The 19,598-nt window shown below is 68.7% G+C and carries 21 protein-coding genes; 10 read left to right on the forward strand and 11 right to left on the reverse strand.

The features are described 5' to 3' along the window. Positions 1 to 2: 2 nt before the first annotated feature. Positions 3 to 626, reverse strand: a complete 624-nt coding sequence (locus tag P3H15_RS07815; RefSeq protein ID WP_012691075.1) for a superoxide dismutase — start codon at positions 624 to 626, stop codon at positions 3 to 5. A gap of 258 nt (positions 627 to 884) precedes the next feature. Between P3H15_RS07815 and P3H15_RS07820 the strand changes: the two genes are divergently transcribed. Continuing rightward, the gene (locus tag P3H15_RS07820) at positions 885 to 2,078 is read left to right on the forward strand and encodes an acyltransferase (RefSeq protein WP_276136692.1); all 1,194 of its coding nucleotides are present in this window, start codon (positions 885 to 887) and stop codon (positions 2,076 to 2,078) included. Continuing rightward, positions 2,038 to 2,748, forward strand: coding sequence for a peptide-methionine (S)-S-oxide reductase MsrA (gene msrA / locus P3H15_RS07825; RefSeq protein WP_276136693.1), 711 nt, complete (start codon positions 2,038 to 2,040; stop codon positions 2,746 to 2,748). Before P3H15_RS07820 ends, msrA begins: the two co-directional genes overlap by 41 nt. 9 nt (positions 2,749 to 2,757) lie before the next feature. Here msrA and P3H15_RS07830 read toward each other — a convergent pair whose 3' ends face one another. After that, a complete protein-coding gene (locus P3H15_RS07830) occupies positions 2,758 to 3,225 on the reverse strand; it encodes a DUF1772 domain-containing protein (protein ID WP_276136694.1) in 468 nt (155 codons plus the stop codon). A gap of 2 nt (positions 3,226 to 3,227) precedes the next feature. Further along, positions 3,228 to 4,058: an NmrA family transcriptional regulator gene (locus P3H15_RS07835; protein WP_276136695.1), complete on the reverse strand. Its 831-nt coding sequence runs from the start codon at positions 4,056 to 4,058 to the stop codon at positions 3,228 to 3,230. A gap of 80 nt (positions 4,059 to 4,138) precedes the next feature. Between P3H15_RS07835 and P3H15_RS07840 the strand changes: the two genes are divergently transcribed. Both P3H15_RS07840 and P3H15_RS07845 read left to right on the forward strand, forming a co-directional pair. Continuing rightward, positions 4,139 to 5,080, forward strand: a complete 942-nt coding sequence (locus P3H15_RS07840; RefSeq protein WP_276136696.1) for an AraC family transcriptional regulator — start codon at positions 4,139 to 4,141, stop codon at positions 5,078 to 5,080. 108 nt (positions 5,081 to 5,188) lie between these two features. Further along, on the forward strand, positions 5,189 to 5,782 hold the full coding sequence (locus P3H15_RS07845) for a hypothetical protein (RefSeq protein WP_276136697.1): 594 nt from the start codon (positions 5,189 to 5,191) through the stop codon (positions 5,780 to 5,782). A 7-nt stretch (positions 5,783 to 5,789) separates the two neighbouring features. On the opposite strand, the gene P3H15_RS07850 is transcribed toward P3H15_RS07845, so the two are convergent. Both P3H15_RS07850 and P3H15_RS07855 read right to left on the reverse strand, forming a co-directional pair. Then, on the reverse strand, positions 5,790 to 6,101 hold the full coding sequence (locus P3H15_RS07850; RefSeq protein ID WP_072938686.1) for a DUF3303 domain-containing protein: 312 nt from the start codon (positions 6,099 to 6,101) through the stop codon (positions 5,790 to 5,792). Between the two features lie 141 nt (positions 6,102 to 6,242). Then, entirely contained in the window at positions 6,243 to 7,172 is a 930-nt protein-coding gene (locus P3H15_RS07855; RefSeq protein WP_276136698.1) for an LLM class F420-dependent oxidoreductase, read from the reverse strand. A 41-nt stretch (positions 7,173 to 7,213) separates the two neighbouring features. Here P3H15_RS07855 and P3H15_RS07860 point away from each other — a divergent pair, with 41 nt between their 5' ends. Next, positions 7,214 to 8,080, forward strand: a complete 867-nt coding sequence (locus P3H15_RS07860; RefSeq protein WP_276136699.1) for a S49 family peptidase — start codon at positions 7,214 to 7,216, stop codon at positions 8,078 to 8,080. Here the strand turns inward: P3H15_RS07860 and P3H15_RS07865 are convergent, their stop codons facing one another. Beyond that, positions 8,081 to 9,862: a hypothetical protein gene (locus tag P3H15_RS07865; RefSeq protein WP_276136700.1), complete on the reverse strand. Its 1,782-nt coding sequence runs from the start codon at positions 9,860 to 9,862 to the stop codon at positions 8,081 to 8,083. A 457-nt stretch (positions 9,863 to 10,319) separates the two neighbouring features. On the opposite strand from P3H15_RS07865, the gene P3H15_RS07870 reads away from it, so the two are divergent. The 3 genes from P3H15_RS07870 to P3H15_RS07880 are packed head-to-tail and all read left to right on the forward strand — an operon-like array spanning position 10,320 to position 13,033. Beyond that, positions 10,320 to 11,324 carry a DUF4328 domain-containing protein gene (locus P3H15_RS07870; protein WP_276136701.1) on the forward strand — a complete coding sequence of 335 codons (1,005 nt, stop codon included), beginning with the start codon at positions 10,320 to 10,322 and terminating at the stop codon, positions 11,322 to 11,324. Next, positions 11,321 to 12,085 (forward strand): glycerophosphodiester phosphodiesterase, encoded by a 765-nt coding sequence (locus P3H15_RS07875; RefSeq protein ID WP_072938670.1) that lies wholly within the window; start codon positions 11,321 to 11,323, stop codon positions 12,083 to 12,085. The genes P3H15_RS07870 and P3H15_RS07875 overlap by 4 nt, the downstream gene beginning before the upstream one ends. 33 nt (positions 12,086 to 12,118) lie before the next feature. Continuing rightward, the gene (locus P3H15_RS07880) at positions 12,119 to 13,033 is read left to right on the forward strand and encodes a DUF5926 family protein (RefSeq protein ID WP_276136702.1); all 915 of its coding nucleotides are present in this window, start codon (positions 12,119 to 12,121) and stop codon (positions 13,031 to 13,033) included. A gap of 68 nt (positions 13,034 to 13,101) precedes the next feature. Here P3H15_RS07880 and P3H15_RS07885 read toward each other — a convergent pair whose 3' ends face one another. Continuing rightward, complete coding sequence (locus tag P3H15_RS07885; protein ID WP_124390723.1) at positions 13,102 to 13,647, reverse strand: ferritin; 546 nt, start codon at positions 13,645 to 13,647, stop codon at positions 13,102 to 13,104. 224 nt (positions 13,648 to 13,871) lie between these two features. On the opposite strand from P3H15_RS07885, the gene P3H15_RS07890 reads away from it, so the two are divergent. Further along, positions 13,872 to 15,062 (forward strand): lipase family protein, encoded by a 1,191-nt coding sequence (locus P3H15_RS07890; protein WP_276136703.1) that lies wholly within the window; start codon positions 13,872 to 13,874, stop codon positions 15,060 to 15,062. Positions 15,063 to 15,071: 9 nt separating this feature from the next. Here the strand turns inward: P3H15_RS07890 and P3H15_RS07895 are convergent, their stop codons facing one another. The 4 genes from P3H15_RS07895 to P3H15_RS07910 form a co-directional block, all read right to left on the reverse strand. After that, entirely contained in the window at positions 15,072 to 15,623 is a 552-nt protein-coding gene (locus tag P3H15_RS07895) for a ferritin (protein ID WP_276136704.1), read from the reverse strand. Between the two features lie 23 nt (positions 15,624 to 15,646). Continuing rightward, a complete protein-coding gene (locus P3H15_RS07900) occupies positions 15,647 to 16,855 on the reverse strand; it encodes an LCP family protein (protein ID WP_276136830.1) in 1,209 nt (402 codons plus the stop codon). Positions 16,856 to 17,116: 261 nt separating this feature from the next. Next, positions 17,117 to 17,935, reverse strand: coding sequence for a CPBP family intramembrane glutamic endopeptidase (locus tag P3H15_RS07905; RefSeq protein WP_072938656.1), 819 nt, complete (start codon positions 17,933 to 17,935; stop codon positions 17,117 to 17,119). A gap of 37 nt (positions 17,936 to 17,972) precedes the next feature. Further along, positions 17,973 to 18,737 carry a DUF2470 domain-containing protein gene (locus tag P3H15_RS07910; RefSeq protein WP_276136705.1) on the reverse strand — a complete coding sequence of 255 codons (765 nt, stop codon included), beginning with the start codon at positions 18,735 to 18,737 and terminating at the stop codon, positions 17,973 to 17,975. 114 nt (positions 18,738 to 18,851) lie between these two features. Between P3H15_RS07910 and P3H15_RS07915 the strand changes: the two genes are divergently transcribed. After that, positions 18,852 to 19,544, forward strand: a complete 693-nt coding sequence (locus P3H15_RS07915; RefSeq protein WP_276136706.1) for a hypothetical protein — start codon at positions 18,852 to 18,854, stop codon at positions 19,542 to 19,544. Positions 19,545 to 19,598: the final 54 nt, after the last annotated feature.

Here is a 19,598-nt window from a genome sequence, read left to right on the forward strand (position 1 = left end):
AACTAGACGATCAGACCCGCGGTCTGGGTGCGTGCCTTCTCGAAGCGAGCGGCGACGTCGGCCCAGTTCACGATGTTCCAGAAGGCCTTGACGTAGTCGCCCTTGACGTTCTGGTAGTCGAGGTAGAAGGCGTGCTCCCACATGTCGAGGAGCAGCAGCGGCGTGAGGCCGATCGGGATGTTGCCCTGCTGGTCGTACAGCTGCACGATGAGCAGGCGCTGACCGATGGAATCCCAGGCCAGGATGGACCAGCCGGAGCCCTGGATGGCGTTGGCGTTGGCCGAGAAGTGGTTGCGGAAAGCGTCGAAGCCGCCGAACTGGTCGTCGATCGCGGCCGCGAGCTCACCGGTCGGCTTGTCGCCGCCGTCCGGGGAGAGGTTGTTCCAGAAGACGGTGTGGTTCGTGTGGCCGCCCAGGTGGAAGGCGAGGTTCTTCTCGTGCAGGTTGACCACGGCGGGCAGGGTGTCCGACTCGCGGAGCTCGGCCAGCTTGTCGAGCGCCGTGTTGGCACCGGTCACGTACGCGGCGTGATGCTTGTCGTGGTGCAGTTCCATGATCTTGCCGGAGATGTGCGGCTCGAGAGCTGCATAGTCGTACGGGAGTTCCGGCAGCGTGTAAACAGACACGAGGGTCCCTTCATCAACGGGCTGTGAGCCCTGGTGTGTTCCGGGTGTCGGCGGCACGTGGGGACGCGCCTGACACCCGCCTTTGGCGAATCGTTCTCGGGTGTATACCCAATCTCATTGGTACACCCTGCGCAACAGTTGGGGTCACGGAGCGATTCCCGGAACAGAAAGTTCGGGCACCCGAAAAAAGGCTGGCGCGGCGACACTGAATGTCGTGAGAATTCGTCCGAGCGGTGAACGGAACCTTAAGCTGACGCGATGCCTTCGCTGACACCTGTTGCAGATTCGCATGCGGCCGCGCCGCGTGTGGAGCTCACGGGCGCGAATCTGCTCCGCTTTTTCGCTGTTCTGGCCGTGATCTACTCACACATCTCGTTCTATCTGATCGACGACCTCGGAACCGGATGGTGGTTCATCGACGTCGTCTATCAGATCTTCATCGAGCGGGGCGGACTCAACCAGCATCTGTCGTTTCTCGGGGTCGCCGTCTTCATGATGCTGACCGGTTTGTTGATCACCCGTTCGGCCATTCGCCATGAACCCGGGCCGTTCCTGTTCAATCGGCTCGGCCGCATCCTGCCCGCATTCTGGGTGGCCGTCCTCGCCGCGATCGTGCTGGTCCGCCTCGGCATCAACGGCATGTTCAGCGGCCAGGACGGGGTGTCGAACGTCGACGCCGCGCTGAGTTTCGTGCTCGGCGGTTTCTTCCTCAAACCGGAGGTCGCGGTGCTGGGGGTCACATGGACCCTCGCCGTGCAGATCCTGTTCTACTTCGCCTGCGTCGCCGCGCGTCCCGTGCTGCGGACCCTGCCCATCGCGATGCCGATGGCCGGCGCCTCGATCTGCGCCCTGATCCTGCTCTACAACCTGTACGTGCCGCAGCCGTACACGGTCCCGATGCTGTCGAAGATCGCCGCGACGCTGCCCGCCGTGTTCCTCGGGCAGATCATCTACCTCGGCTGGGCGCGGCTCGCGGACTGCCGGTGGATCGTCGTCGCCGGGCTGGCGCAGGTCGAGGTGATCCGCCTCGCCACCGACTTCCGCGTGTACTGGGCGGGCGATCACTACCTCTGGACGTTCGCCGTCGTCACCGCGTGCGTCGTGCTGGTGGGCCGGTACGACGGACCCGCGGCGCACTGGGCCGTCGTGCGGTGGACCGCGACCCGCAGTTACGCGATCTACCTCGTCCACACGCTGATCCTCTACCGGGTGTACGAGCACACGGTCGGCTCGTTCGGCGAGACCGGGGCCGTCATCGCATTTCTGGTGGTGACGGCGCTGGTGTCGGAGGCGCTCTACCGGTGGGTGGAGGTGCCCGCGACGGGCTGGGTCACCGCCCGCGCCGAACGGATGCGCACGCAGTCGGCGCTCGCCCGGGAGACCACTCCGGCACCGCGCGTAGCATCGAACCATGTCTTGGTACGACGAGCTTCTGGGTCGAGCAGCCGCTAAGTCCGTGATGGTCACCGCCGAGGACGCCCTCCCCGGACGTAGTCAGCCGATCCCGGTTCCGGCGACGCACTACGTCAACGGTCACCCCCTGAAACCCCCGTTCCCCGAGGGCATGCAGACCGCGGTACTGGGCATGGGATGTTTCTGGGGCGCCGAGAAGGAGTTCTGGCAACTCGACGGCGTCTACACCACCGCGGTGGGGTACGCCGGCGGTTACACACCGAACCCCACCTACGAGGAGACCTGCACGGGACGCACCGGGCACACCGAGGTGGTGCTCGTGGTCTTCGATCCGACGGTGATCTCCTACGCCGAGATCCTCAAGGAGTTCTGGGAGAACCACGATCCCACGCAGGGCATGCGGCAGGGCAACGATCAGGGAACGCAGTACCGTTCGGCCATCTACACCATCGACGAACAGCAGGTGGAGATCGCCGAGGCCACCGGTGAGGCCTTCGAGAAGCGGCTCGCCGACGCCGGGTACGGCGCGATCACCACGGAGATCGCGCCGCTCACGCAGTTCTACTACGCCGAGGACTACCACCAGCAGTACCTCGCGAAGAACCCCGGCGGCTACTGCCCCGTGCACGCGACCGGCGTCAGCTGCCCGGTCGGCCTGTTGAAGCAGGACGAGGTCCCGGCGCAGACCGACATCCTGCCGCCCTCGTAGGCCCCGGACTCAACCACGGGTCGCGGACCACGTGAGCACTGCGGACGCCGCGATGGCGCTGACGGTGCGCACGTGGTTCCATCCGGTCCAGCCCGACACGTAGTCGCGCCAGTAGTCCGCCGAGCCCGCCGCGTGGGGATCGATCGCGTCCAGCGCGTTGTTGTGCGGCACGTGGTAGACGATGGTCAGGACGATTCCCACGAGATAGAGCGCGCACGCGATCACCGCGTACACGGCGGAGCCGTCGTGCCGCACCACACTGACGATCGCGAGCGCGATCGACGTCACGGCGGTGCCGAACAGCGCCGTCATGAACCAGAAGTTCGGCGCCTCGCGATTGATCGCCTGCATCGCCGAGATGCCCTGGGCCGGATCCAGGCGACCGAGCCCGGTCATGATGAATGTGGAGAACGCGAACATCACGCCGCCCACCACACCGGCGCCGACCGCCGTGACGATCGTCAGATAGCGCTCCATGATCACACCCTCCAGACCCCGGCCGCGGCTGCGGCGCGGACGTAGTCGGTGAAGTCGCGGGGCGCGCGCCCCAGTGCGCGTTCCACCCCGTCGGTGAGTGAGGCGTTGCGTCCGTCCAGCACCTCGTCGAACAGGTAGGTGAGCAGGCCGATCGCGTCGGACGGTACCCCCTGGCCTGCCAGTGCCGTCGAATACTCTTCCGAAGTGACTGGCGTGTACCGGATTTCGCGGCCGGTCGCCTCCGCGATCTCGGCGACGGCGTCGCCGAACGACAACAACCGCGGTCCGGTCAGTTCGTAGAGTTCGCCGGCGTGACCGTCCTCGGTCAATGCGGCGACGGCGATCTCGGCGAGATCGTCCGCGTCGACGAACGGTTCGAGCACGTGCCCGTCGACGGGCAGCGCGAGGTCGCCGGCGAGCAGCGAGTCGAGCATGAAACTTTCGCCGAAATTCTGGCCGAACCAACTGGACCGCAGGATCGTCCACTCGGCGCCCGCCTTGCGGATCGCGAGTTCGCCACGCTCCGCCTCGGTTTCACCGCGACCGGACAGCAGGACGAGGCGACGCGCCCCGTTCGCGACGGCGAGACCCGCGAACTCCTCGACGGCCTCCGCCGCTCCCGGCACCGCGAGATCCGGGTAGTACGCGATGTACACCGAGGTGATGCCGTCGAGCGCCGGAAGCCAGGTGTCCCGGTTCTCCCAGTCGAACGGGGGAGTACCGGAGCGGGAGGCGCCGCGGGCGGGCACGCCTGCGGCGGTGAGCCGGGCGAGGACGCGGCTGCCGACCTTGCCGGTGGCGGTGAGGACGAGGGTGTGCGGAGGCGTTGTCATGTCTTCAGTCAAGACGGCGGCAGCGAGACTTTCCATGGTTAAAAAGCGCTGTTCCATACGCGAGCGTCTACGCTGAACGTGTGGATCCCCTCGCCGGTCTCATCAGTGGTCCCCGTGCCGCCGGAGCGTTCGTGCTCCGATCGATCATGGAACCGCCGTGGTCGCTGCAGATCGACGACCACGCGCCGCTCAGCCTCGTCGCGATGGGCCGCGGCGAAGCCTGGATTCTCCCGCACACCGGCGAACCGGTGCAGCTCAGCGAAGGCGACGTCGCGATCATCCGCGGCCCCGAGCGGTACGTCGTCGCCGACCACCCGGACACCCCGCCGCACGTGATCATCAACCCCGACCAGAGTTGCACGACACTCCGCGGCGAACCGCTCGCCGAGGCGATGCACCTCGGCGTGCGCACCTGGGGCAACAGCGCGAACGGCCGCACGGTCATGCTGACCGGCACCTATCAGACCCCCGGCGAGATCAGCCGGCGACTGCTGTCCGCGCTCCCCGAACTCGTCGTGCAGCGCCGCGCCGACTGGGACTCCCGGCTCGTCACGCTCATGCACGACGAAGTGGTGCGCGACGAGCCCGGGCAGGAAGCGGTCCTCGACCGCCTCCTCGACCTGCTGCTGATCGCCGTGCTGCGCGCCTGGTTCGCGAGGCCGGCGGCCGAAGCGCCGTCCTGGGTGCGGGCGCAGGGCGACCCGGTGGTCGGCAAGGCGATGCGCATCCTGCAGAACAACCCCTCACACCAGTGGACGGTGGAGTCGCTCGCCGCGGAAACCGGACTGTCGCGGGCGGCCCTCGCACGCCGGTTCACGGAACTCGTCGGCGAACCGCCCATGACCTTCCTCGCAGGCTGGCGGCTGTCACTCGCCGCGGATCTTCTCCGCGAACCCGACGCCACGGTCGCGTCGGTGGCGCAGCGGGTGGGGTACGGAAGCGCATTCGCGCTGAGTGCGGCGTTCAAACGCGTGCGCGGAATGAGCCCCAAGGAACATCGTGAGATGGCGGGCAGCCGATGAGTGTATTACGGCACAGTGCCCAATAACACACCGGATCGACTTGATCTTGTTTGCCTTGCGTACGACCCTGGATGGTAGGGAATTGTCGGCGAGAGGACCGGATCCGGAATGTGGAACAACTCTCAACCACGAGGGCTGCGCAAGCGGTCGGCTCGTCAGCGGCACAACCCGCTTCTCCGGCGCTCGGACCGGATCGAGAACATGCTCACTCTCGCGGTCGTGGTGCTCGCCTTCGCGATGCTGCCGCTCGCCATCCTCGTGGGCGCCCGGACCATCGACAGTCAGCTGACGCTGGCGGAGAAGCAGGTCGCGGACTACCGCACCGTCACCGCCACCACGCTCGCCGACTCCACCGGCGTGTCCGTCACCTCCGACGTCGCACCGTCGGGCGTCGACACCGCCCCCGCCAAGTGGACCTGGGGTGACGAAACCCGGCACGCCGACATCACGGTCGACCCCGCCACTCCCTCGGGAACGAAGCAGGACATCTGGGTCAACGCCGACGGCAACCTCACCACCGAACCGATGTCGTCGTCCGCCGCCCGCGTGGCCGGCGTGATCGCCGGACTGTTCACCTGGTTCGCGGTGATGATGATCGCGCTGTCCGGCTTCCTCATCTGCCGCGCCTCCCTGAACCGCTCCCGCGACGCGCAGTGGGACCGCGACCTCCGGCAGTTCCTGGATTCGACCACCCGGCACTGAGCCGGGATCAGCTGATCGCCCCCCGGAACTCGACCGCGTGCTGCGCGGCCTGCGTGGTGACGGCGATGTCGGCGACCGGGTAGACGTGGAACTCGAAGAAGGGCCCGAACTTCGTCGGACCGTCCAGGATGTCGTTCGGATCGTCCGCCTCGACGAACGCGAATCCGCCGGTGCCGTCCAGGCGGCCGAGGAACTGATGGAAGTTCGCCCCTTCGGCCGGCGTCCATCTTGCGAACACTTCGAGGCTCCGCCGTGCGGCCTCCTCGTTCTCGGCGGCGGAACCGCCCTCACGCACCGTCCACGTAATCACGTACTTCATCGCACCTGTTCATCTCCTCGTGGAGTCGACGCACGGCCGTTCCGGACGTACCTCGAGCATTCCACCGCCGGAGAGGGAACGGAACGTTGCTGAGCCCGCCGAACGAACCTGACGGTCTCGAACGGGCGGTTCCGCCTCCGCCTAGCTCAGCTGCGGGACGACCTCACCGGCGACCAGTTCCAGGTGGTCGAGGTCGCCGAGGTCGAGGGTCTGCAGGTAGATCCGCTGCGACCCGGCCTCCGCGTAGCGGCCGATCTTGTCGACGAGTTCGGCGGGCGACCCGGCGAGGCCGTTCTCCCGCAGTTCGCTGACCTCACGTCCGATGTTGAGGGCGCGCTTCGCGATCTCCTCCTCCGTCCGCCCGCAGCACAGGACGAGCGCGTTGGAGTACACCAGTTCCTCGGGGTCCCGGTCGATCGTCTTGCACGCGAGCCGGACCCGTTCGAACACGTCCCGCGTCTCGTCGATCGACTGGAACGGGACGTTGAACTCGTCCGCATACTTCGCGGCCAGCGCGGGGGTCTTCTTCTTACCGGTGCCGCCGATCAGGACGGGCGGACCCTGCGGCTGCCGCGGCTTCGGGAGTGCCGGCGAATTCTTGACCGCCAGGTGCGTCCCGTCGTAGGAGAACGCCTCCCCGAGCGGAGTGCGCCACAGTCCGGTGATCACGGCGAGGGACTCCTCGAGCCGCTCGAACCGCTCCTTCAGCGGCGGGAACGGGATGCCGTACGCCTGGTGCTCCTCCTCGTACCAGCCGGCGCCGATGCCGAGGTCGACGCGACCGCCGCTCATCTGATCCACCTGCGCCACCGAGATCGCCAGCGGCCCCGGGTGCCGGAACGTCGCGGACGTGACGAGGGTGCCGAGGCGGATCGTGGACGTCTCCCGGGCGATGCCCGCCAACGTGATCCAGGCATCCGTCGGCCCGGGCAGACCCTCGGTGTTCATCGCGAGGTAGTGATCCGAGCGGAAGAACGCGCCGTACCCGAAACGTTCGGCGGCCTGCGCCACCGCCAGAAGATCGTCGTAGGTGGCACCCTGCTGGGGTTCGGTAAAGATTCGCAACTCCATGTGAACCACTCTGCCCGATCCCTGATCGGTACGCTGATTTCATGGCGAAGATCCCACTGAACCTGCCGAAACCGCTGGCCGACAAGCTGCCCGACGCGTTCGGGGGCTCCGCCGCCGGGGTGGTCCCGGTGGTGCGGCTGCAGGGGATGATCGCGTCCGGCGGAGCGGGTTTCGGGCGCGTGCTGAGCGCCGAGTCCGTCGAGGAACCGTTGCGGCGCGCGTTCACCACGCACGGTGCGAAGGCGGTGGCGCTGCTGATCAACAGTCCCGGCGGATCTCCGACGCAGAGCGAATACATCGCCGCCCGCATCCGCCAGCTCGCCACCGAACACGACCTGCCCGTGCTCGCGTTCTGCGAGGACGTCGTCGCGTCCGGCGGCTACTGGCTGGCCTGCGCGGCCGACGAGATCTACGCGACCGCCACCTCGGTGGTCGGCTCCGTCGGCGTCATCTCCGCGGGCTTCGGGTTCTCCGAACTGATCGACCGCCTGGGCATCGAACGACGGCTGCATTCGGCAGGCGAGGCGAAGGCCCGCCTCGACCCGTTCTTCGCGGAGAAGTCCGAGGACGTGCAGTGGCTCGAACAGATCCAGGAAGGCATCCACGACGAGTTCCGCGACTGGGTCGTCGGCCGCCGCGGGGACAAGCTGAAGGCGGCCGAGGCGGAACTCTTCGACGGCGACGTCTGGCTGGGGCGCCGAGCCGTCGAACTCGGCATCGTCGACGGGATCGGCACACTGCGCGAGGTGGTGGAGAAGCGGTTCCCCGACGCCACGATCGAGATGACCGGGCCGCGCCGCTCCCTGTTCGCGAAACTCGGGCTGCCCGCCGCGAGCTGGGACGACGTGGCCGCCGCGATCGTCGGTGCGGCGAACACCCGCGTCGCCTGGTCGCGGTACGGGCGGTAGCTACTTCGGGACCACCACCCCGACCGGGCCCACCCCGATGCACACGGACAGGTCCGGGGTCAGGGTGCTCACACGCAGGCTCTGACCGCCGCCGGTGAGCCGCACGAACACCGAGTTCGGGCCGCGGTGCACCGGCACCCGCACCGGGCTGCCGTCTTCCATCGCGACGGCGATCTCACCGTCCGCCGTGGCCAGGTAGTTGAGCTGCGCCGTCCACTCCCAGCCGGTCAGCGGCCCGTCGAGGGGAATCGGTTCGAAACTGCGCCGGTCCACCAGGTGCCCGCAGTCCGGGACCGGTCCCGGCTCGATCGCGCGGACCCACGTGACCTGGGCGTCGACCACCGAACCGGCGTCGTCGATCATCCGGAGGTCCGGGGTGCTGTCGGAGAACGCGGGGCGGTCGCGGAGTGGGGCGAAGACACGGCTCACCAGGTTGTTCGGGTACGCCACCGGCAACAGCACCCAGATGGACGTGGGCTGCTGGAGGATCGGCGCGTCGTCCCGGTCGGCGAGCGACGCCCGCGCGGTCGCGAGGTAGTCGGTGGTCGGGTTCTCCTCCCAGCTGCGGGTGAACGTGTACGTCGACCACAGGCTGCTCGCGACGAACGCGACCACGGCACCGGCCGCCACCAGCGGCCGCAACCGGACCGGCTCGGCTCGGCGTCGGGGTGCACGGGCGATCACGGCGACGGCGACGGCGAGGATCACCGCGGTGTCGGTGAAGTAGCGCAGGGTCTGCGCGAGTTCGTACGTGGTGTCGGCGCCCCACCGGGTGACGACCATCGCCGTCACCGACAGCAGGAAGTACGCGGCGGTGAGGACCCACACCCAGCCGATCCGGCGCTTCAGCCGGACCGTCGCGACGACCGCCGCGACGAGAACGACCCAGCCGACCACCTCCAGCGACGTCGACGGGGACGCCCACGGGGGACTCGGAATCCACCGCTCCCACGTCCACGGCCCACCCACGAACGTGGGCAGCAGTCCGAGCGACGTGCCGTGGTGGAGCAACTCCAACGCGCGCGACGCCCCCGCCCACTCCCACTGCGACGCGACGGTGGAGAAGTAGACCCCGGCCCACACCGCGAGCACCGCCGCCGACGGGATCCACAGGGCCGCGCCCCGCCGCAGCGTCGACCGCACCGGCCGCTCCCGTTCGCCGACGTGCGCGAGCAGCGCGACGGTCGCGAACGCGGCGAACGGGACGACCACGGACTTCTCGAAGAACAGCAGCGACGCGATCAGCACGAGCGTGCCCGACACCGCGTACCGCCGCCGTCCGGTGCGGCACAGTTCGAGGGCGTCGCCCGCCACCCACGCGAGCGCGATCTGCAGGGGCAGCGCGTTGAGCGCCGCCGCCCACCACGCGAACGCCGGCACGGTCAGCGGAGAGAACAGATACAGCGCCAGCGGAACCAGCAGCACGGGCCGCGGCCCGAGGATCGTGCGCAGCAACCGGAACACCGCGTACGACGCCCCCGCCTGCAGCGCGACCATCGTCAGCATCGGCAGGATCCACTGATACGGCGCGATCCGCGTCGCGATACCCGCCACCAGGAAAGCCCCCGGCATGAGGTGACCGTCGTGGTCGTAGAGCAGGAGGTCGCCCGAGAGCAGGGGGAGGCTGCCGCCGCGCCCGGCGAGGATCAGATCGTCCCAGTAGAAGTCGCTGTTCGCGGCCACCCACGTCCGCACGAGAAGTTGCACCACGATCAGGGCGGCGGCCACCCGGAGGACACGGGCGGGCCCGAGGTGCCACCGCGATCCGGCGTCTTCCGTCATCGGTTTCCGAGATTACAGATTGGGTGGAACCAAACCGTGCCGGGCTGCGTCAGATCAAGTGTCGGGACATTTTCGCCCGGCACAGGTGGGGGAGACGACGGCCGGTCCGGAGTTCTCGGATCGCTTCGCGGGCGATCCGAACTGGAGGGGTAATTCCGGGCCGAGCCGTCGGTCACCCGAAACCGATTGTTCACCGAGCTGCGATGTCAAATTCATCCACCGCTGTGGACCGTTCACCCGAAGCTGTCAACAATCCCGGATTCACATGCGCTCTGACCTGTGTATAAGCACTACTCACACTGTCCATAACTGTGTATGAACCTGTGGAAACTGTGGATAACTCGGCATTTCCGGTGGTGCAGCTCACACATTCTCCCCAAAAAGGACGATTCGGTCGTGGGCTGCCCGTATTCGCGGGCCGTGACAGAATCGGCAATGTGAAGTGGGTGCGGAGGGCATGAGCGTCGTCGTTCAGGTGTGCGCGCGGTGCGCGGCCCGGTGGCCGGTCCTCGGCGCCCCGGCGCAGTGGTGCCCGCGCTGCCACGGTGTGCTGCTCGCGCCCGTCCGGACCGATCACAACCAGCCGCCCGCGAGCCGGGGATTCCGCTGGATCGCGCGGTCCCCACTGCAGCGCAGCGGTCTCGCGGCCGCGCCGCCGACGCCGAGCCCCACCCCGCACTACACCGAGATCCCTCGCTGGGGACTCCACGATCACGTCGAAGCCCCCTCCACCCGCCGCGACTGGCCGGAACTGCTCGCAAACAAGGCCGCGCTCTTCCTCACCGTCACCACCGGCCTGTACGCATTCGGAGTGCTCGCCGAACTGGGCCGGTACGCCGTCCTCCTCCGCAACCGGACCCGGCTGATCGACCCCACCGTGCTCGCCGTGTCCGACATCGCCGTGTTCCTCGGCCAGGCCGGCGGGATGCTCTTCGCGCTGCTGTCGGGAATCGCCGGAGTGTGCTGGCTGCTGCGCATGCGTCGCCGCACGTTCGCCCGGGCGAAGAAGTCCGACCCCCGCACGCCGACCGACGTCGTCGTCGGGTGCGCGGTGCCGGGCCTGAACCTGGTGATGCCGGGAGTCTTCCTGCTCGAGGTGATCCGCCGCGACCCCCGCGCCGTCCTGCTGGTCCGCGCCTGGTGGAGTCTGTGGGTCTTCGGCGCAGTGCTCGTTCTCTTCAACTGGTTCTGGCGGTCCAGGCCGGGCCTGCAGGCCATGGCGGACGGCGTTCTGCTGGCCGCGTTCACGGCGCTGGTCGCCTCGGCGACCGCCCTCCTCGCGCTGATGGTGCTCCGGCGGCTCGAGGGCCGGACGCTGAAGGGCACGAAGGAACCCGTCACCCGCTGGGTGATCGCCACCGATCCGCTGCCGCGGACCGATGCGGACAAGCCCGCCGCGAAGTCGGCCGAGAAGACCGAGAAGACGTCCGGCAACGCCGACCGGGAAGCCGTCGCGTCGTGAGCCCCGACCGGCGCGGGCCCCTCGTGGTGGCCCACCGAGGCGCATCCGCGGCCATGCCGGAACACACGCTCGCCGCCTACGAACTGGCCCTGGAAGAAGGCGCGGACGGACTCGAATGCGACGTGCGGCTCACCCGGGACGGCCACCTCGTGTGCGTCCACGACCGCACCGTCGACCGAACGTCCACCGGCACCGGCGTCGTCAGCGAGATGACGCTCGAGGAACTGGCGGAGTTCAACTACGGGACCGAGGAGGAGCCCGCCGAACTTCTCGAGCTGAGCGCGCTGATCGCGCTCACCCTGGACTGGACGGCGCGCCCGGTGAAACTCTTCATCGAAACCAAGCACCCCGTGCGCTTCGGCGGGCTGGTCGAGAGCAAGGTCCTCGCCGAACTGCAACGTTTCGGCATCGCCGCACCCCCGTCCGCCGACCACTCCCGCGCCGTCGTGATGTCGTTCTCCGCCGGAGCGGTGTGGCGGATCCGCCGGTCGGCGCCGATGCTCCCGACCGTGCTGCTCGGCGAATCCGCCCGGTACCTCGGCGGGGGAGCCGCGACCACCGTCGGCGCCACCGCGGTCGGTCCGTCGGTGAAAACGCTGCATGAACACCCGGACATCGTCGACAAGGCCGCCGCCGCGGGACGGGCCACGTACTGCTGGACCGTCGACAACCGCAGCGACGTCGAACTGTGCCGCGAACTCGGGGTCAGCTGGGTGGCCACCAACCACCCCGGGCGCACCAAGAAATGGCTGGCCTCCTGACCGGACCGGCGTCGGCGTGTAGGTTTTGGCGTCGTGGCAAAGAAGAGCAAGAGAAACAGTGGTCCGAAGCCGGGTAGTGCCCGCGCCGAGAAGCTCGCGCAGCGGCAGGCGGAACGGGAGAGCGCCGCGGCGGCCGTGACCCGGCCGTTCGAAGGTCTCGCCGCCGAATGCGATCTGGTGGCGCTGCGTGAGTTCGTCCCGTCGGCGACCGCCCCGCTTCCGGTCAAGGATTCGTCCCGTCCGGTGACCCTCGCGACCGTGCTGCCCGGAGCCGTCGCGGCGCTGGTCCGCGACGAGGGGGACAGTGCCACCGGGTTCGTCGGTGTGCAGGTCCAGGCGCACGCCGCCGACCTCGGCGCCGACCTGGCCGCGTCCGTCGCCTGGGTCCGTGACGCCGCCGCCGGCGAATCGCTGGCCTCCGCGAACCCGGGATCCGAGACCCCGGCACTGGCCGACGTGATCGACGCGGACGCCCCTCTCGACATCACCGTGCACCAGGATTTCAACTGGTGGATTCCCGAAGGCGTGGAGCCGGCACCCGAGGTCGCGACGACCGTGCAGCACGCGAATGCGGCGATCATGCCGTCCGCGCGGGTCGAGGCCGAGGGTGTTGTCGCCGCGTGGTGGGTCGACGCGGGCGAGAAGGCGCACATCCGCTGGGTGCGCCCGGAGAACGAGGACGATCTGATGCTGGCCCTGGCGCGCGTGCACGCGACCGGTGGCCTGCACCTCGGTGAGGGTTCGCGCTACGCCGGGTCGTTCCGGACGCACGGACTGCTGGTCCCGGTGTTCGACCTGGACCGCGAGAAGCACGCGAACGAATGGGCCGCCGCCACCGTCGAACTCGGTCAGCGACTGGCCGAGGCCTTGGCCGTCGACTCGCCCCTCACCACCGAGGAGCGACGCGCCCGCGACGGACTGCGGGGCCGGCAGGTCACCCTGCGGTAGGCGCTTCGCGCCCGTGAGTGGTTGACGAGTCTCTGCACTCGTCAACCACGCACGGGCGGCGGAGCCGCCTAGATGGAACCGCCCGCCGCGTGCGGTGCGCCGGACGTGTCTGCCGGGCCGCTCATCTCGCGTGCGACGAATTCCTCGAGGTCGAACAGGTTGCTGCCCGCGCGGTCGGCGATGGTCAGCAGCGTCGTCATGCTCGCGACCTCCTCGACCTGCTCCTTGAGGAACCACTGCATGAACTGCTCGCCGAGGTAGTCACCCTCCTCGCGGGCGGTGCTCGCCAGCTGCACGATCTGCTCGGTGACCGTCTTCTCCTGGGTCAGAGCGAGTGCGATCGGCTCGCGTGCGTTTTCGAACTGGCCCTTCGCCGCGTCGACACCCGACAGTTCCACCGAAATGTCGCGGTCGAGGAAGTACTGGACGATCATCATGGCGTGGTTGCGCTCTTCGACGGCCTGCTTGTAGAAGTGCTTGGCCAGCTGCGGCAGGTCCGAGTTGTCGAAATAGACGGCAGTCGCGATGTACTGGTGTGACGCGTTGAATTCGTTGCGAATCTGGTCGTGGAGCAGAGCGTGGAATTTCGTCTTGTGCGCGTCAGTGGAAGTCATGAAACGGATAATATCGCTGGTCAGGACACGTGTCATCCAAGTTCGGCCTAATATTGGCAAGCGTTCCCAAACTAAAGTCAACCTAATTTCGGGACCATTCTGATGTCATTTTCCTAACGTGAACTGGCGACGAACGGTTGGGCGTGAACGGGGCAATCTGCGTCGCCGGGCCCCGGCCTCTGTATAAGATTCACACCGTTCCGACGGTGCGGAGGGGCAGGCACATGTTGAGACGACCCGGTGCGTGGATTGCATTTATTCTCGGTGCTCTTTTCCTGGGCGCGACGATTCCGGCTCCCGTGCAGGCCGACCCGTTGTATCCCTGGCCGGACCCCGACCCCTTCTATTCGGCCCCCACCGACCTCGGGGTCCTGAATCCCGGCGACGTCGTGAGGACGCGGCGGATCGACACCTGGATGTACGCGAACTCCGACGGGTGGCAGATCGCGTTCCGGTCGACGAACTCTGCGGGACATCCGATCCTGGCCGTCACCACCGTGCTGCTTCCCCGCGGTGTCGCGAATCCTCCGCTCGTGTCGTATCAGGCGATCGTGAATTCGCTCGGAACCAAATGTGCCCCGTCGCACTCGCTGTTCAATCTGGAACTGCAGGAGTCGCCGGGCCTGTATTTGGGGCTGCAGCGCGGCTGGGCGGTGTCGGTGCCCGATCATCTCGGCCCGACCGGCGCGTACGGTGCCGCGAAGCTCGGGGGAATGATCACCCTCGACAGCGTCCGGGCGGTCCAGCGGGTGGCCGAACTGGGCTTGACGCACAGCCCGGTGGCGCTGGCCGGATATTCCGGCGGCGGGATGGCCAGTGCGTGGGCCGCTGCGCTGGCGCCGACTTATGCGCCGGAACTGAAACTCGACGCCGTGGTGGCCGGTGGAATTCCGGCGGATCTCGAGCAGATGGCGCTGGGTCTGGGATTCAATCCGCATCCGGGGTTCGGGCTCGCGTTCGCCGCCGCGATCGGTTTGGAACGCGAATACCCGGAGCAGCTGCCGATCTCGTCGCAGCTGAACGCGACCGGGCTGTGGCTGCGCGAGTGGATGTCGAACGAATGCCGCCGGTTCCTGCTGTTCCACGGCGCCTTCCGCAGCGCCGGACAGCTGGCCGCGTCCACCAGCCTCATGGCGAGTTCGGGTGCGCACCAAGTGTTGCGCGAGAACAGTTTGCGGTACTACGAGGGTGTCCCGACCGCGCCGCTCTACCTGTGGCACGGCACCCTCGACGGGCTGACGCCGTTCGATTCGGTCGCGGAGACCGCGCACCGCTACTGCGCGGCCGGCGCCCGGTTGACGTTCGTCCCGTACGAGATTTCCGAGCACATGACGACGGCAGTGGTGGGCTTTCCGGACGCGTACGAATACGTGGCCGCGCGATTCCGCGGCGAACCGGCGCCCACCCGCTGCTGACCGGACAGGTCAGACGCCGCCGCCCGCCCTCTTCGGCGCACCCGGCCGGACCGGCGTGTTGCCGCTCATTTCGCGGGCGATGAAATCCTCGATGTCGAACAGGTTGTCGCCGGCACGCTCGACGATCGTCAGGAGCGTGTGCATGTCCGCGACCTCCTCGACCTGTTCCTCGAGGAACCACTGGATGAACCGCTCACCGAGGTAGTCGCCGGTGTCGCGGGCCGTGCGGGCGAGTGCGGTGATCTGCTCGGTGACGACGCGTTCCCGTTCCACCGCGAGTGCGACGGGGGCGCGCACCGAGTCGAAATCGGTGACCACGTCGTCGATGCCGGGGACGGTCACCTGGAGGTTGTTGTCGATCAGGTACTGGATCATCATCAGCGCATGGCCGCGCTCCTCAGCGGCCTGCGAATAGAACCGGCGAGCCAGTTGCGGGAGATCGTGCGAGTCGAAATACACGGCCACCGCGATGTACTGCTGGGATGCGGTGAACTCGTTGCGGATCTGCTGTTGCAGGAGGGCATGGAACTCGCTGGGTGCCTTCGGCGCCGGTTGCGTCATGGGTGTCAGTTTACGGCCGAGCGTCACGGTCCGGTGGTGACAAGTTCGGCCGGAACCTGACGGTCGTTGGCCAGCGCGTCGAAGAACTGCGATGCCCGTTCGTGATCCCAGAGCAACACGTTCCCGGAGCCGTCGACGTCCTCGAAACCGCCGACGGGGACGGTCGTCGTGACCATGTCGCCGCGAACCGCCCAGGCGAGTGCGGCGAGGTTCCAGATGTGGTCGCTCTCGTCGACGCGCAGCGATGCGGCGGTGTCGGTGACGAGCGGCCACACGCGGAACGGGTTGAGCCATGTCGCCGGACTGGTCGCCTTCGACATCAACGCCGCCATGAACATCCGCTGATGGTTCATCCGGTCGATGTCGGCGAGCGCGGTCGCGCGGCTGCGAACGAAGCCGAGGGCCTGCGCCCCCGACAGTTCCTGGCAGCCGGGCGCGAGGTTGATCCCCGCGAGCGGGTCGTCGATGGCGGTGTCCAGGCACATGTCGACGCCGCCGATCGCGTCGACGATGCCGGCGAATCCGCCGAATCCGATCTCCGCGTAGTGGTCGATGTGCAGACCGGACGCCTCCTCGACCGTTTGGGTCAGCAGTTGCGGACCACCGAACGCGAACGACGCGTTGATCTTGTCCTCGCCGTAGCCGGGGATCGACACGTACGAGTCGCGCGGGATGCTCACCATCGTCGCCGGGCCGCCGCCGCTGGGGACGTGTACCACGATGATGGTGTCGGTGCGGTCGGGACCGCTGTTGCCGCCGGTCGACAGCTGCTGTTCCTGCTCGGGGGTCAGCCCGGTGCGGCTGTCGGAACCGACCAGCAGCCAGTTCGTGCCGGGGGTGTCGCCGATCCGGCCGGGGTAGTCGGCCAGCGCGTCGATCCGGTTCAGCGAACTGTCGAGGTAATAGGTCATGCCCGCGAGCGCCAGGACCAGCACCAGGAACAGGATGCCGATGCGACGCCCCCAGTGCCGTGGCCGCCTGGGCCTGCGCTGTTGCGGCGGCTCCGGGGCCCGCGACGGTGCGGGCGGCGGAGGTGGTGGCGTGCGCGGGGGACGCCGGTCGGGCACCTGCGGCGGCGGTGGCGGTGGTGCGTCGCGGTACGGCTGCGGCGTCTGGGTGGGTGCGTAGCCGCGCGGACCCTGCGGCGGGGCCGAGCGGGACAGTTGCGGTTCCGGGGCCTGGGACCAGGCCTGCTGGGGCGGCGGCGGGGCGCCCCGGCCGTCGCGGCGGATGACCTGGGTGCCCTCCTGCGGCGGCGGACCCTGACGCGGCGCGGGGTGTCGCGGGCGAGGCGCAGGAGGCCCCTGTTGCGGCGGACCCTGCGGCGGCACCCGCCGCGTCTGCGGAGGAACTCGCTGGTCGGGAGGCGGGATTCGGCGGTTCGGGGGTGGCGGCACCTGCTGCCCGCCCGGCGTCCGCCGAGGCGGACGGGGCGGCAGCGGAGGATAGGGGGCGTCGCCGGTCACCCGCACGACTTTACTGGTCCGGCCGGATTACGGAATCCAGCCGACGTGCCCGCGCAGCGCGGCGTAGCCGACGAACGCGACCGAATCGATGGTGGCGTGCGCGATCACGAGAGGCCACAACCGTCCGGTCTTCTGCCAGTACCGGCCGAACACCAGACCCATCGCGACGTTGCCCAGCCCGCCGCCGAAGCCCTGGTAGAGGTGGTACGTCCCCCGCAGCAGCGCCGACGCGAGCAGCGAGGAATTCTCGCTCCACCCGAGTTGCCGCAGCCGGGTGATCAGATACGCGACGACGAGCACTTCCTCCGCGCCGGAATTCGCGATCGCCCACAGGATCAGCGCGGGCAGACGCCACCAGTGGTCCCCGATCGTGCTGGGGACGACGGTGAGGTTGGCGCCGATCGCGCGGGCCAGCAGGTAGAAGCCGAGCCCGGGCAGACCGATCAGCGCGGCGAGCCCGACACCGTGCGTCGCGTCGGGTCGCCAGCGGAATCGGCCGAGCCCGACGTCGCGCGGGCCGGCACCGCTCCGCCACAGGAGATACAGCCCCAGGGCGCCCCACGCGAGGAGTTTCACGACGCCGAGCAGTTGCCGGGCGACGTCGATGATCTGGTTCTCGGCGCGGGCGACGTTGAGGGCGACGGCCTGGTCGGCCAGGTTGCCGGGTGTGAGCAGCGATTCGGTCAGCGACAGCAGTCCCGACAGCCCGCTCGTCCCGAACGTGACGAGCAGGACGATCGTGATCTCGATCCACAGGGCCCGGCGCTCGGTGCCTGCGGCCACCGGGGCGGCCGGTTCGGGTGAGGCCGGCTGTAGCCAGGAGGTGAGCGTTGCGCGCGAGATCACGCCGCACACGCTAGCGTGCGGCGAACCGGAAGGCCGGTCAGCCGCGCGCGCGGAGTCCGTTCACGAACGGGCATCCCACCAGCAGCCGGATCGCCCTGCTCAGGGCGACGGTGTCGTCGACCGGAGCGGAGAACGGCATCCAGATGTCGCGGTCGCCGTGATCGTTCTCGACGCGCAGCCGCAGTCCGTACCGGTCGATGCCGAGGGGGCGGACGCGTCCGCGCCGCATGTGGGGCGGAAGTTTGCGCGACAGCATGTCGATGAGGTCGCGATGGTCTTCGTCGAGGTGCTGGAGCCAGGCGGTCTCCATCTCCCAGAACGGGTCGGGCCGGGCGGCGAGCAGATCGCCCAGGGCGACGGGTTCGGCGCCACTCGAATCGGCGACCACCGCCGATTCGAGCCGCAGTTGCAGCAGCGTCGCATCGTGTCCGACGTCGAGAAGTCCGGGGTGCGGGTATTCGGAGGCCACCTCGTCGGCGAGGGTGCGGGTGTGTGCCTCGCACAGCGCGTGCAGGTTGCCACGCAGCCAGACGAGCGACCGCACGGGCTCGCGTAGCGCGAGCGGTGAGTTGTCGGTCAGTTCGAGCACGGCCGGGATTCCGCCGCCGCCGGCGAGCCAGGACAGCGTGGCGGCCGCCGACTCGCTGGGCACCGCGACGACGACGTCGCCGCTGGACCGCAGGTGGTGGACCGACGTGACGGTCGGTGCGCTGCCTTCGACGGCGAGTACCGCGTCCTGGGTCCGTGCGCACGAACTACGCACACGCTCGGCGGTGGACGGACCGGTGGTCGTGACGGGCATGGAGCCTCCTTCAGGGTTCCGCGATACTGAGGTAACCCTAACCTAATGTGACGGAACCGGCGAGGGCAAGACCCGAAAAGATTCCGGTCCACGAGGCGGGCATACGGTGGGACGGTGGCCATACCTCTCTCCCTCGGCGTCCCGCGCTCGCGCGGACCGCAGTCGTTGCTCGCGGATCTGCTCAGCGGGACCCGGGACACGAGCCCGGCCGCCGGTGGCGCATTCGGACCGCGGGTGGTCGCGGCGTCCGCGCTGCTCGACGCCGTCGGCACCGACGCGGGCCGTGTGATCGTGGGGCTCGACGTCGACCCGGCCGTTCTCCGCACCAGCGAGCAGGCGTCCTACGAGGCGGTCCGCTTCCACCTCGACTGCCCGGCGGGCCAGCTCGCCGACGCGGTCGCGCTGCGGCTGCCGTCTCCGCTCGCGGTGTTCGTCGTCGCGGACGGCAGCGACGACGCAGGCCTGGCCGAGACGGCGCAGCACCTCGCGGACGCAGGCCGCATCCCGGGACTCGCGAGCGGGCACTCCATCGGCGAGGTCGCCGACTTCCTCGCCGTCCTCGCGCACGCCGACGTCGGATACGTGGCGCGGGCCCGTGACACCGCCGAGGTGCTCGCGCTGCTGTCGGGGACGGTCGCGTCCCTCCGCGGCGACGACGTGCGGGCGGCGCTCGCGACCCCGGATCCCACGAGACTCACGTCGCTGATCCCCGAGGCCGCGGAGGCCGTCCGCGAGGTCCTGCTCGGGGTCGAGGTCGACGACCCGGTGCTCGTCGCCCGTGAGCTGGCGGACGCGGGTCTGCGGTAAAACATTCACCGTCAATGCGCCGGACCGTCAACGCTCGGTGCGTAATCTCGTAGT

Source organism: Rhodococcus sp. T2V, assembly GCF_029269925.1.
In the GTDB taxonomy this organism is placed as follows: domain Bacteria; phylum Actinomycetota; class Actinomycetes; order Mycobacteriales; family Mycobacteriaceae; genus Rhodococcus_F; species Rhodococcus_F koreensis.